At 52.8% G+C, this 13,236-nt stretch carries 12 protein-coding genes; 3 read left to right on the top strand and 9 right to left on the bottom strand.

The annotated features are described in order from the left end of the window. Positions 1-162: 162 nt before the first annotated feature. The 3 genes from ACO0LK_RS17220 to ACO0LK_RS17210 all read right to left on the bottom strand — a co-directional run bounded on the left by ACO0LK_RS17220 (position 163) and on the right by ACO0LK_RS17210 (position 5,095). Positions 163-2,880, bottom strand: a complete 2,718-nt coding sequence (locus ACO0LK_RS17220; protein ID WP_422977132.1) for a glycoside hydrolase family 3 N-terminal domain-containing protein — start codon at positions 2,878-2,880, stop codon at positions 163-165. Between the two features lie 230 nt (positions 2,881-3,110). Next, entirely contained in the window at positions 3,111-4,127 is a 1,017-nt protein-coding gene (locus ACO0LK_RS17215; RefSeq protein ID WP_422977130.1) for a LacI family DNA-binding transcriptional regulator, read from the bottom strand. 68 nt (positions 4,128-4,195) lie between these two features. Further along, the gene (locus tag ACO0LK_RS17210; protein WP_422977128.1) at positions 4,196-5,095 is read right to left on the bottom strand and encodes a LysR substrate-binding domain-containing protein; all 900 of its coding nucleotides are present in this window, start codon (positions 5,093-5,095) and stop codon (positions 4,196-4,198) included. A 121-nt stretch (positions 5,096-5,216) separates the two neighbouring features. On the opposite strand from ACO0LK_RS17210, the gene ACO0LK_RS17205 reads away from it, so the two are divergent. Next, positions 5,217-5,699, top strand: a complete 483-nt coding sequence (locus tag ACO0LK_RS17205; protein ID WP_422977126.1) for a DUF1348 family protein — start codon at positions 5,217-5,219, stop codon at positions 5,697-5,699. Here ACO0LK_RS17205 and ACO0LK_RS17200 read toward each other — a convergent pair. From ACO0LK_RS17200 to ACO0LK_RS17180, 5 genes are all read right to left on the bottom strand, one after another. After that, positions 5,669-6,868 carry an acyltransferase family protein gene (locus ACO0LK_RS17200; protein ID WP_422977124.1) on the bottom strand — a complete coding sequence of 400 codons (1,200 nt, stop codon included), beginning with the start codon at positions 6,866-6,868 and terminating at the stop codon, positions 5,669-5,671. The genes ACO0LK_RS17205 and ACO0LK_RS17200 overlap by 31 nt on opposite strands. A gap of 123 nt (positions 6,869-6,991) precedes the next feature. Next, complete coding sequence (locus ACO0LK_RS17195) at positions 6,992-7,696, bottom strand: LytR/AlgR family response regulator transcription factor (RefSeq protein WP_422977122.1); 705 nt, start codon at positions 7,694-7,696, stop codon at positions 6,992-6,994. Between the two features lie 28 nt (positions 7,697-7,724). After that, positions 7,725-8,786: a sensor histidine kinase gene (locus ACO0LK_RS17190; RefSeq protein ID WP_422977120.1), complete on the bottom strand. Its 1,062-nt coding sequence runs from the start codon at positions 8,784-8,786 to the stop codon at positions 7,725-7,727. 1 nt (position 8,787) lies between these two features. Next, positions 8,788-9,726, bottom strand: a complete 939-nt coding sequence (locus tag ACO0LK_RS17185; protein WP_186946125.1) for a LysR substrate-binding domain-containing protein — start codon at positions 9,724-9,726, stop codon at positions 8,788-8,790. A gap of 20 nt (positions 9,727-9,746) precedes the next feature. Continuing rightward, positions 9,747-10,193 carry an Lrp/AsnC family transcriptional regulator gene (locus ACO0LK_RS17180; protein ID WP_422977118.1) on the bottom strand — a complete coding sequence of 149 codons (447 nt, stop codon included), beginning with the start codon at positions 10,191-10,193 and terminating at the stop codon, positions 9,747-9,749. A 125-nt stretch (positions 10,194-10,318) separates the two neighbouring features. On the opposite strand from ACO0LK_RS17180, the gene yedA reads away from it, so the two are divergent. Beyond that, positions 10,319-11,206 (top strand): drug/metabolite exporter YedA, encoded by an 888-nt coding sequence (yedA, locus tag ACO0LK_RS17175; protein ID WP_422977116.1) that lies wholly within the window; start codon positions 10,319-10,321, stop codon positions 11,204-11,206. A 21-nt stretch (positions 11,207-11,227) separates the two neighbouring features. On the opposite strand, the gene ACO0LK_RS17170 is transcribed toward yedA, so the two are convergent. Next, positions 11,228-12,277: a GGDEF domain-containing protein gene (locus ACO0LK_RS17170; protein WP_422977114.1), complete on the bottom strand. Its 1,050-nt coding sequence runs from the start codon at positions 12,275-12,277 to the stop codon at positions 11,228-11,230. A 356-nt stretch (positions 12,278-12,633) separates the two neighbouring features. On the opposite strand from ACO0LK_RS17170, the gene ACO0LK_RS17165 reads away from it, so the two are divergent. Then, positions 12,634-13,203: a methylamine utilization protein gene (locus ACO0LK_RS17165; RefSeq protein ID WP_422977112.1), complete on the top strand. Its 570-nt coding sequence runs from the start codon at positions 12,634-12,636 to the stop codon at positions 13,201-13,203. The last annotated feature ends 33 nt before the right edge of the window (positions 13,204-13,236 follow it).

Genomic DNA, 13,236 nt, shown 5'->3' with positions numbered 1-13,236 from the left:
GACTTCCTTTGAAATCTGCTGTGTTCACAGTGTAGGGCGAATACGCCAGCATGGAAAATATGGAATTAAAATAGGGCTATCATAAAAAATGATAACCCTGATTTGACTTGCATGAACTTATTGCTTCAATTCAATTTTGCTTCAATTCAATTGAATTCAACTTCATTTCAACTCGGCACATGTCAATGCATCCTGGTCTTTTGCCGCACCGCCGATAATTTGTATATTCGTGATGGCAAGACTGAACGCCGCTGAAGTACTGAGGCTGAAAGGAATATCGATGTTTTCCAGCTTGATACCCTTGGCGATAAAACAGGACAGTGGAATTTTGATGGTCTGTTTTTCTTTCTTGCCCGCCAGCCGTCTGAAGCTGTCTGTCATATCCAGACTTGCCTCGCAAGCCTTGCCACAATGCATGGACAGACTGACGCTGCTGGCAGGTGCTGTCACGACGATGGTATCGAATGTCAGTGCGCCATCCTTGCTGGCGTAGGCAGGTATGGCTTTGCCGCTGGCCCCGCGTGCTTCTACCCTTGCTTCTACCCTTGCTTCTACTCTTGCTTCTACCTGTGTTTCTATTTTTCCTGCACTGCTCCAGGTCAGCAGTTTGGCGTCCTGCTGGGTATTGACCTGAGATGTCTGCACGCTGATGCCAGGCATGGTCAGAACACGATTCAAATCTGCACCTACTGCCTGTTGCTCATTGCCACTAAGGACATACAGAGGATAAGTCGCACGGTCAGCCTGGTTGAAGACCGGATAAGCGTTTGTCACGCCACAACCACCAGACGGATATTTGCTATCCAGCTTTCCTAGCTTTCCATGTTTAGCAACTTTAGCTGAGCCGGAGTAGTTCAGACCATACCCAATTTTGAACAAGGGTGAGTAATTGGGTTCATCAAAATTCAAACTGGTCTGACACACGGACCTGGGCCAGGAAAATGACAGCGTCCCCTTGAAGTCATGCGCTACTGTGCCATCCGCAGCACGAAACAGAACATCAGCCACGCCCTTGCCTTCTGTGCCCGGTAACCAGGCAGCAACAAAACTGTCAGACAGATTCAGCAAGTCATTCACATACAAAGGGCGGCCAGACACAAATACCGTCACCACCGGTTTGCCCTTGCCAGCGACCGCCTGCAAGACAGCCAGGTCTTCAGGGAAACGGCTGCTGTGACGCAGACTGCCGGCAGGGCCGATATCACCGAACATTTCTGCATACGGTGTTTCACCAATGACGGCAATCACGGCATCATAGCGGCTGACATCGACACCGCTGGCATCGATACTGAAATCTACATTGGCAGCGCCAACCGCATCACGGATGCAGGCCAATATCGAGTCAGCATTCGGAAAGTCTGCATTGCTATTGTCTGTACCCTGCCAGGTCAGCGACCAGCCGCCAGTCTGGTTGCCAATATTGTCGGCGGTTTTACCGACGACCAGAATTTTTCGGTTACTCTTCCCATTACGGGCCAGTGGCAATACTGAGGCATCGTTCTTCAGCAAGACCAGGGATTCACGCACTGCCTGTCGTGCCAGTGGCCGGTCTTCCAGCGCATCCTGTTTGCCGGCATAGCTATTTTCAGACGGTTTTTTGCCGAACAAACCGGCACGCAATTTGACGCGGATGATGCGTGTCACCGCATCATCTATCCTGGCTATGGGTATGTCACCCGCCCTGACCTGGGCGATGGTATTGGCAATAAAAGCCTTCCAGGCATCCGGCACCATGATCATGTCGACACCGGCATTGATGGCCTGCGGGCAGCTATCGGTGCGGCAACCGGGCACTTCGCCTATGGCATCCCAGTCGCTGATGACAAAGCCGTCAAAGCCCATTTTTTCTTTCAGCACATCGGTCAACAGGGCCTTGCTGCCATGTATCTTGCCGTAGCTGGCACCGGCTGCCTGGTCGTTCCAGCTGTGGAAAGATGCCATCACTGTTTGTGCTCCTGCTGCCAGCGCGGTCATATACCCCTGCGCATGGATATTGAGCATCTGTGCATTGGTCGACAGGTTGATGCCCCTGTCCTTGCCCTGATCGGTGCCGCCATCCCCCATGAAGTGCTTGGCTGTCGCCACCACATTACCATCATCATTGAAAGCACCCTGCAAACCTTTGACATATTCACCCGCATACTGGCGCACCAGCGCGCCATCTTCAGAAAAACTTTCATAAGTGCGCCCCCACCTGTCATCGCGCACCACGGCCAGGGTGGGGCCAAACACCCAGGCAATGCCGGTGGCCCGGACTGCCTTGCCCATGGCGCGACCTATCTGCCCTGCCAGTTGCGGATTATGCGCCGCCCCCAGACCAATATTGTGCGGGAACAGGGTGGCCCCGTACACATTGCTATGTCCATGTATGGCATCGATACCCCAGATGACGGGTATCCTGACTGTCATGTCGGTCGCCATGGATGCTGCATGGTATTGATCAGCCAGGGCTACCCAGTCGGCCGCGGTACCGTGCTTGTTATTGCGGTCGGGCCAACTGCCGCCGCCATTGAGGACTGAGCCAAGATAATACTGACGCACGTCGTCCGGTGTAATCGACTTGATTTCCGGTTGCGTCATCTGTCCTATCTTTTGTTCCAGAGTCATGCCGGCGACGATGGCTGCTATCTTCGCTTCCATCGCCGGGTCTTTGCGGATGGCACTCTGAATAGCTGGCCAGGCAGCCAGGTTGCTGGCGGACATGCTGGCAGGGCTGTTTTGTAGGGGCAGCTCAGTCGCAGCCATACTCAGACTGCCTGCGCTGCATGCCAGCGTCAGGGCAGAACCCAGTGTAATGGCGCGGATACAGTTATGAATGCGGGCGTGGGTACGGGTTTGGGTACAGGTTTGGCTACAACGACGGGTCATTATTTTCATCATGATGTGCTCTTTTTTTTAAACGCATCTGTCGATGCGCCTTGTCTCTTTATTGATGATGGAGCGATGGTTTATTAAGCGATGCCTTATTTTTGGAAAGCTTCCCATTTTGGTTTGAGAAGATAGTGCTGGCTTGCGTTTCTTTTGTCAATGAGAATGTCCTGACTACTGCCGCATGATGTCAATACGCACCATGACATCGGTTCATAAGCCTTAAGTAGCCTTAAGCAGCCTTAAGCAATTTTACGGCGCTTGGCCAGGGATGCGCGCAAGGTAACGGAAACCTGAAAGTCGCGGTTGACCGGACGCGTCCATCCATAACAGCGATTCAGTAATTCATTCAGGGCATTCAGTGTGACGTCATGCCAGGGAATACGTACAGAGCTCAGTGGCGGCGCAGCAAAAGCGGCACCCGTGGTGTCGTCATAGCCTATCACCGATACATCGCGTGGCACGGCAATACCGGCCTGCTGGAAATAGGAAAGCGCACCCAGCGCCATTTCATCATTGGCACAGAACAGGGCAGTAAACGAATAGCCGGAATTGACCAGTTCCCTGGCTGCATTCCAGCCACCTTCCGGTGAAAAATCGCTTTCCGCTATCCACATGTTTGCCGTATCAATACCGGCACGAGCCAGCTCACCCAAAAATCCATTGATGCGGTCTACATTGTCTGCCACCGCAGAGGGGCCAGCGATAACAGCGATCTTTTTATGCTGGTGCGCAAGCAAGGCCTTTGCTGCCAATACGCCACCCAGCACATGATCTGCAATAAAACACTGTGCGGCAAATTGTTCCGAATGGTGATTCAGCATCACCAGTTGTGCCTGCTTGGGGCCCAGCGTGGAAAAATCATCGTCATTCAAGACATTGCTCATGACGATCAGGCCATCGCATCCGCGCTCCATCAAAAACTGTATGCCTTCGACGCCCTGACGGTGCTCGTCAACACCACTCACACCAAAAGCCACCACCATGTGCAGACCGGCAGCGCGCAGTTCAGTATCGATGGCCTGCAGGATGGGCATATAAAAAGTGCCCTTGAGTACGGGGATATACACCCCTATCATTTGCGAATTACCGGACAACAGGGAACGCGCTGCATGCGAAGGACGAAAATCCAGTTCGGCGATGGCTTTCCTGACTTTTTCCTGTGTCTTTAATGAGACTGAACCTTTGCCGCTCACCACACGCGAAGCCGTTCCCAGACCTACTCCCGCCAGGCGGGCTACATCCTTGATGGTTGCCACTTGATTCTTTTCTATGATTAAAGTATCACCAGTATATTAAATTTCCATCGCGCGCGGCATGACTGAAATTAGTGTATCTCCACTTTTTCCCGCAACTGCGCCACGATAAGATCAACAAAGCTCCTGACCCTGGTGGATGCATAGCGGCTTTCCCTATGCACCACGTGTACCGGCAGGGGCGCTGTTTCGTAGTCAGGCAGCAGGCGTATCAACTGCCCGGTGTTGAACAGGGCATTCACCTGATATGACAACAGGCGACTGATGCCCAGTCCGGCCAGACTGGCTTCTATCGCTGCATCAATGCTGCTAACGGTCAGGCGTGGCTTGAACTTGAATGCCATGTTCTGTCCCTGATGGCTGAAACGCCACTCAATCATGGGCGTCACACTTGATGCAGCAATCATGCAGTGGTCACGCAATTGATCGGGATGCTGCGGCTGGCCAGCCTTTGCAAGGTAGGCTGGCGATGCACACAAGACGCGCCGTATCTGTCCCACACGTATGGCTTTCATGCTCGAATCGGGTAATTCGCCTATGCGTATGCCAACATCCACGCCCTCTTCCAGCAAATTCACCACTCGGTCCAGAAACAGGGCAGACACATCCATCGCCGGATAGCGTTGCAGATAATCGACGATGCCGGGCATCACAAACATTTTGCCAAACAGCACAGGTGCCGTCACCGTCAGATGACCACGAGGTTCGGCATTGATACCGGCCGTGGCTTCATCTGCCGCATCGACTTCGGCAATGATGCGTCGTGCGTCATCCATATAGCGTTGGCCTGCTTCCGTTACCCTGACATAACGTGTACTGCGATTCAGCAGTTTGACACCCAGCCTGGCTTCTAGTGCGGCAATGGCACGGGTCACTGCCGGTGGCGACATTGCCAGGCGACGCGCAGCAGCCGCAAAGCCCTCTTCTTCTGCGACGGCAACGAACACCGTCATCAAATGCAGTTTATCCATAGACGCATCCGGTGATTATTCCATTTTTTACAATAGTCAATTGTATGTGATGCGTATTCTGTCTACAAACGATATTGCGTAGATTGCAGGGTTCAATCAGTTCTTTCAACATCAATACCCGATGAACAACATACAAGAAGAAGCACGCCCACCCTTCCCTCCCTTCACACTGGAAACGGCCATACAGAAAGTACGTCTGGCAGAAGATGCCTGGAACAGCCGTGATCCAGACCGTGTCGTCCTGGCGTACACAGTGGATACGATATGGCGCAATCGCCATGAATTCCCCACAGGCCGCGAGGAAGTCAGGGAGTTTTTGCAACGCAAATGGGCGGCAGAACGTGAATACCGCCTGATCAAGGAATTATGGGCATTTCACGAAAACCGTATCGCCGTGCGCTTTGCCTATGAAAGTTGTGACCATGACGGTAACTGGACCCGTTCATATGGGAATGAAAACTGGGAATTTACTGAAAATGGCCTGATGCACAGACGCCTGGCAAGCATCAATGATGTGCGCATCAACGCAGACCAGCGCCTGTTTCACTGGTCACAGGGACGCCGGCCAGACAATCACCCCGGGCTGAGTGATCTGGGTTTGTAAACAGCACCCATATCAAGTCCAAACAGGGGGCGCAAGAAAAACACGCGACGCACAATCTCGTAGCTGATAAAGCAGGTCGCTGCTGTCATCGCGACCAGCAGGATACCTTCGCTCAGTGCAGGCAAGGCAAGCGGCTTCAGACTATGCGCCATGATGACGATATAGGTCTGATGCAGGATGTAGACGGGGAACACCGCCTGTGTCAGGTAACGCCGGGCCGGGCTGTCAAAGTTCAGGTACTGGCGCGCATAGGCACATGCCGCGATGATCGCTGACCAGGCCATGCAAACCCATACCAGTCGCTGTGCCATCAGCAGCCATTTGGGAATATCGTCGCTGGCAAGATCAAAATAAACGATAAGCAAGACCCAGCTGCCTGCGACCAGTCTCAGTGCCAGCCAGCGCACGGCTGCCAGCTCTTGCCAGAATGTGGTGGAATTGGCGATCAATGCGCCAAACACAAAGACAAACAAATAGCAGGCATGGTTATACCAGTCGGCAACGAGACCGTTATTTGGTGGAAAAGCACTCAATAAGGCCATGCGTACTATCGCCAGATACACAATCGGAAAAACCAGTATGCGCCAGCCCTTCATCTGTTTTTCCAGCCATGTGCGGGCTGCCTGAAACCAGGCAGGTCTGACCGCCAGCCATAGCCACAGCAAGACGCTGTAGACCCACAGATAGGCAACAAACCACAGGTGGTTCCATGTTGGCAGGTCCAGAGTCTTGCCCTCTATCTTGAAACCATGATAGCCATGCACATACAATTGCATGAAGTCACCATAAGTACCTGCATAGGCGAGTTTTTCCACCACTTCCAGATAGGCTTGCGGAGGCACCACCACCAGCATGCCAAAGATCAAAGGCAGCAAAAGGCGGATACTGCGGCTGCGCAGGAATTGTCCCGGCCGGATTTTCTCCAGCATGAATGCCGATGCCACGCCGGAAATAAAAAACAGCAGACTCAGACGCCATGGACTGGTCAGCATCATCAGCGGCTGTATGGTAGGGCTGGCATGCGGGCTTTTGACATGCCAGCCCCATTCCACGTAATACATGCCGACGTGATACAGGATCAGCAGGAAGAAGGCAATGATACGGACCCAGTCAAGAAAGTACAGGCGTTGTGACGGCAAGCTGGTAGCAGGTGTAGATGAGATCGGCATGATGGTGGCATTGGCATCGTTATGAACACACAACCAGATTAAAGTGCGGCCCGCCCGTGCGCGAGGAAAATGGGACCAACTGGATGCTAGCCGGGGCGAACTGGACAAAAGCAGGAATATCTGTCAACAAATGCTGCCGAGTTGCTGGACCACATCCTCCCTGTACTGGCGGCTACAGGGCAGGCTGAGTCCATTGCGCAGCAATAATTCGGCATCCCCTTTTTGCGCGGGCAATACCTGGATGATCTGGTCCACACGTACGATATGACGGCGATGGCAACGCACAAAGCTGCCTCCCAGACGTTCGTGCAGGCCGGACAAGGTCTGGCGCATCATATGCTGTTCTTGCGCAGTACAGATCAGCACATAATTGTCGGCCGCTTCCACGTGCACAATGTCAGCCAGTTTAATGACCAGGACGCGGCCTTTTTCACTCAACAGCAAATGCTGCTCAGCGCCTGTCTTTCTGGCCGTTGATCGGCGTTCTTCCACCCTGTGCATGGCGCGCAGGAAGCGTGCTTCATCATAGGGTTTGAGCAGATAATCGATGGCATTTGTATCGAAAGCCTGTAAGGCAAACTGGTCATACGCCGTCACGAACACGATCAGTGGCACGGGTGCTGTCAACTGACTGGCAACGCTGATGCCATCCAGCTCCGGCATCTGTATGTCGAGGAAAACCAGTTCGGGCTTATGCTTCGCAATACTGTCCAGGGCTTCCCTGCCATCCCTGGCTTCGGTCACGCTGACATCGGCCACATGCTCGGCCACCAGACGCCTGAGCTTGTCCCTGGCATAGGCTTCGTCATCAACGATGAGAATTTTCATGGTGTCCTATTCTGTGCTCAAAGTAGTCTCAGATTGGCAAGCGCAGCTCTGTCATGACACCGGCGGGCATCAGGGCGCTTAAAGTCAGGCTGGCCCTGTCCGCATACAGCACTTGCAGGCGCTGACGCAAATTGCTGATGCCGACACCGCTGCCATCTTCTTTTTCTGTCAGGCAGCCGGCGTCATCCTGGATACACAGTAGCAGTTGTCCCTGCTCGCTACGGGCGCTGATATGGATGCGCGTCAGTTGCGTGCGCTTTTCCACCGTATGCTTGAAGCTATTTTCCAGCAGGGTTTGCAGACTCATCACCGGCACCCGGCAAGTCTGCACGTCGTCGGCAATGTCCCAGCTGAGTTCTACCCTGTCGATAAAACGCAGACTCATGAGCCGCGCATAGGCATGTAATAACTCAAGCTCATGCCGCAATTCGGTTTCCGACTGCTGTCCCAGATCGAGGCTGGCACGCAAGAGTTCCGCAATCTGGCTCAAGGCGGTATCGGCCAGTTTGACATCGGTATACATCAGGGACGAAATGGTATTGAGCACATTGAACAAAAAATGCGGCTGCATCTGTTGTGTCAGCCTGTGCAACTGTGCCTCTCGCAACAGAGCCTGGGATTTTTCTGCATTTTCCTTTTCTTCCAGCAGCGATGCATAGGCTTGCAGGCCGAAGATGACGACATAGAATATGCCAAAGAACAGGAAAATCTTGCTGCATTCATACACCAGCACCTGGCCCCAGCCAGCATGGCTATAGCTCAGCCCTAGCAAGGCATACACCAGATGACGCAGGCTGTAAATGAGGACGACAAATGCAATGCTGATCAGCGGCAGCGGCAAAATCTGTCGCCAAAACCATTTCGCGGGCGTCTGCAACAACACGCTATCAGTCAGCTTGCGTCTTTGTATCAGCAGCAAAGCGGTGCCGACGAGCGCCGACGAGCTTTCCCAAAAGATCGGTTCCCAGATATGTTTGCCGCCACCCTTCAAATGGTCTTGCACGGCTACCGCTATCATCAATAACCAGAACAATACCCAGCCGGCCAGCAGAGGCAGTTTGATTTTCTTCCAGAATCGCTGATGGCGCATATCAGGCAGACACCAGGTTTCTGGTTCCCAGCCATTTGCCGCTCTGGCTTAATTCACGGGTCAATTCCAGCACCAGTTTTTCTACCGCCATGGCGGCATTCGTCAGCGGGATGTTTTTGGATGCACACAAGGTAACCGTACGTGAAAGCTGCACGTCACTGATGGGGCAGGCGCGCATCTCGCCTCTTTCAATTTCTGCCAGCATGGGGGAAACCGGCAAGATGGTGGCCCCCATATCCGCCAGCAGAGCCGATTTCAAAATCGCGATGGAAGTAATATCGATCACCTGTTCTATGCTTTTACCCTGTTGCCGTACCACCTGCTCTATGCGTGGCCGCACTCCGTGCTGGATACTGGGCAGTATCAGGGTCGCCTTCAGGGCCTGCGCCAGGGTGATAGATTTGCGCTTGCAGGCAAATTGCGAATCACTGCGGGTGATATACATCATCTCTTCTTCGACCAGAGGTTTGGTGGCAAAGCCGCCCAATTGCCCATCGTCAAACAGAATGGCCAGGTTCAGCCGCCCCGACCGCAACTGCTCGGTCAGGTTGCCGGTCAGTTCTTCTGTCAGTTGAAACACGATATCCGGGTAAGCTGCCCGCACCGCCTTCAGCAGCGGAAACGCCAGTGCCCCCGAAGCGCTTTGTGGTATACCCAAAGCCACCGTGCCACGCGGTTTGTCGGTGGACTGTGCCACCGCTGACCTGGCGTCGCTGACCTGTTTCAATATCGCCTGCGCATGTTCGTAAAATACCTTGCCAGCATCGGTGGCCTGCATGCCCTGGGCGGAGCGGTGCAAGAGCATGGCCCCCAATTCTTCTTCCAGTTGCTGCAATTGCTGGGTCAGGGCTGGCTGCACGATATGCAGTACACGTGCAGCGCGTGACAGTGAACCATGATCGACGATGGCAACAAAATAGCGTAATTGGCGCAGTTCCATTTTCCCGCAGTTCCCTTTTTCTATTCAACAGGCTTGATCGCCCTGCGTTCTATCGATGACGACAGGATCAGCGAAGTCGATGTCACACCACAACGCGCCAGACTGGTGATCACACGTTCCAGTTCACGTACCGACGGGGCAACCACTTTCACGATGACGCAATCTTCGCCGGTAATCGCGTGGCATTCAATGACTTCTGGCACTTGCTCGGCAATTTTCAGTACCGGCGTATCGGTCGCGCGGCTGGCTATGCGGACAAAGGCAGTAATCCCGTAACCCAGGGCTTCAGGATTGACACGGGTGTGATAGCCAGTGATGACATTCGCCGCCTCCATACGCTTGACCCTTTCAGCCACGGCGGGCTGACTTAAATGGATGCGACGGCCGATTTCGGCCAGCGTAACCCTGGCATCCGCCTGCAAAATCTCAAGGATCTTGCCATCCATTACGTCTAGTTCTAACTTCATGGGAAAAACCTCTTTTTTCTGTGAGATCAAAAGAAATGTACCTGATTTACCTTTGTTTATCCATTCAAAATCACATCTCACTGACATACACTGACAGTCGATAATTGATTGCACAAGAAAAATTCATGCGCCACCTGCCCCGCCAAGTCCTGTTTGCCCTGCTTACCGTCTATATCGTTTGGGGCTCCACTTATTTCGCCATTCAGGTTGCACTGACAGCCTTCCCGCCCTTCATGATGATAGGCACGCGCTTTCTGGTAGCCGGTGCGATATTATATATTTGGCAAAAATGGCGTGGTGCGCCCAACCCAACCTTGCGTGAATGGCGGGACGGGGGCATTGTCGGCATCCTGATGCTGGGTGGCGGTACTGGCCTGACTGCTGTGGCGCAGCAATATGTCTCATCGGGTCTGACTGCTGTGTTCATCGCCTGCTCACCAATGATACTGTCCGGCCTGTCTGGCCTGTTCGGTGACTGGCCAAAAAGGCGCGAATGGCTGGGCATAGTCTGCGGCTTTATCGGCGCCATGCTGCTGGCTTCGGACGGTCAGTTTTCCGCCAAACCGCTGGGCATACTGTTTTTGCTGGGAGCCATACTGTGCTGGGATATAGGTTCCATCCTGTCGCAAAAGAAACTCAAGATGGCTGCTGGCGGTATGGGCTTTGCCAGTGAAATGCTGGTGGGCGGTCTGTTCCTGTTCCTGGTCAGTCTGTTTCGCGGTGAGCAACTGACTGGCGAAATCACCTTCAATGCGGTAGCGGCCTGGGCGTATCTGGTCGTTGCAGGTTCATTGCTGGCATTTACGGCGTATATGTATCTGTTGTCCAAGGTCCCTGCCGGGCTGGCCGCCAGCTATGCCTATGTCAACCCTGTCATTGCGGTCGCTCTGGGTGTGGCGTTTGGCGGAGAACATCTGTCCATGCGGGCAATGCTGGCGATGAGCATCATTCTTGGCAGTGTCATCGTACTGACCAGCGCGCACAAGAAAAGCACCGAGCAGGTTGTCAGCTAATACTGCTGTACAAACAGGTTCTTAGAAAAATTCTGCGGTATCGTTGGAAACTTCAGTCTGCAAATCGCCGCTGGTGACCAGTGCATCGTAATAACAGGTGCGGTTGCGGCCATTGGTCTTGGCAAAATACAGGGCCTGGTCGGCGCGACCGACGATAGCAACAGCAGGCTCAAACGGGTCTATACGTGCATAACCTATGCTGATGGTTACGGTGCCCACCTGCGGGAAATGATGCAGCTCCACATTCTGGCGGAAACGATCAAAGATCATCTGTGCATCTTCTTGCGATGTCGAACGCAATAAAATCACAAATTCCTCACCACCAAAACGGAACAGGCGATCTGAGGGACGGAAAGAACTACGCAATAAATTGGCAATCAGGATCAGGACTTCATCGCCATACAGATGACCGAACTGATCATTGACGCGCTTGAAATGATCAATATCTAGCACTGCAAGCCAGTGCTGGCGTTCTGGTTCACGCCGGCGGCGCTCTTCTTCTTCGCGTTCGGCTTCCGAGCTGGCTTGCTGTTGCAGTGCACTATTGCGCAATACCTTGGAAAAATTATCGTCGAAGGTCTTGCGGTTCAACAAACCAGTCAGCGAATCACGTTCACTGTAATCAAGCAGGTTCTGGAAGTTTCTGTAAACAATCAGCATTCCATTGACCACTTCCATGGCATTTGCCGTGTAGTTAGCCGGTTTGTAGATTTCCAGGCAGGTCTGTAGCTTGTCGTTAATCCAGATCGGCAGCCAGACTATCCTGCCGCCCTCAATCAGATGTTCAATGACAGGCTGTTGCCGGGCAATACCTTCTTTTAACTGGGGATAATGCTCTATCGAATCGTTCGCAGTTGGCGACGTGTGTGACTCATCGGCCATGGCCACTGAACCTTCGTGGATGGTAATCTGGGGTTTGATAAAGACTTGCTGGCCAACGGAAACGACATCCAATACACGTGCCGACTCTGCATTGGTCAATTGACGCAAAGCCGTAATCACTGAAATATTCAGTAAGTCATGATCGCGATGTCCGGTAATTTCTACCAGATGTTTAATGATTGATTCCATGCCCCGTATTCCTGCACCTTACAGCATTAACACTAGAACTCATTTCATAAATAGGTGTGAGATGCGTTCTACGTACGAAGTCAGTACCGGCCATAGACACATTGCCGTTTTACAATAGTATAACAAGTCAAGGCACACCGTCACCTGATTATCTGCAAACAATCTTGCCATAGATAAAAATGATCAGCGCCTGGCTCTGGCGAATCAGCGCAGGCATTATGTAAAGTGCAGAACTACAGTAATATACACTGACATCATTTCAACCATATTTTTTTGACAAGGTGCAGATCATGCGAGATATCATGCGAGATAAAGCGTCGTTCTTTTTCTGCTCCAGAATGATCTGCCTGGGAGGCATGGCTACACTACTGGCTGGTTCAGCTGCAGCAGCTTCCCTTATCCAGGTTACCGACAGCAGCGGACAGCCCGTGCTGGATGCCGTCGTGTACGCCGAATTGACGACCGGGCCGCAGCTTGCCAAATCAGCCACGGCAGAAATCCAGCAAAAAGACAAGAAGTTCATGCCCCTGGTGACAGTCGTACAAACTGGCACCTCGGTCTCTTTCCCGAATAATGATACGGTCAGGCACCATGCCTATTCGTTTTCACCGGCCAAGCCCTTTGAGCTCAAGCTGTATTCAGGCAAGCCGGCTGCACCTGTCATATTTGACAAGGCCGGCACAGTGGTCGTGGGCTGCAATATCCATGACCAGATGGTGGCCTATATCCACGTCGTCGATACGCCCTATTTTGCCAAAACGGATGCCAGCGGTGCGGCACGCCTTAGCACCATCCCATCGGGTAAATACGTATTAAAAATATGGCATCCCAAACAGGCCCCCGGTGCTGCGATTCAGGAACAGAGCCTGCAAGTTGACGGGAGCGCAACGCCAGTGATTGTCAAACTCAATTACAAAGCGGGATAATCAGGTCGTGTTGACATATCTCTTGTTTAGCGC

This window comes from Undibacterium sp. Ji49W, from assembly GCF_049340205.1.
Lineage (GTDB): Bacteria > Pseudomonadota > Gammaproteobacteria > Burkholderiales > Burkholderiaceae_D > Undibacterium.
The sequence above is the reverse complement of the archived record's forward strand: the minus strand, read 5'-3'. Positions and strand labels throughout refer to the sequence as shown.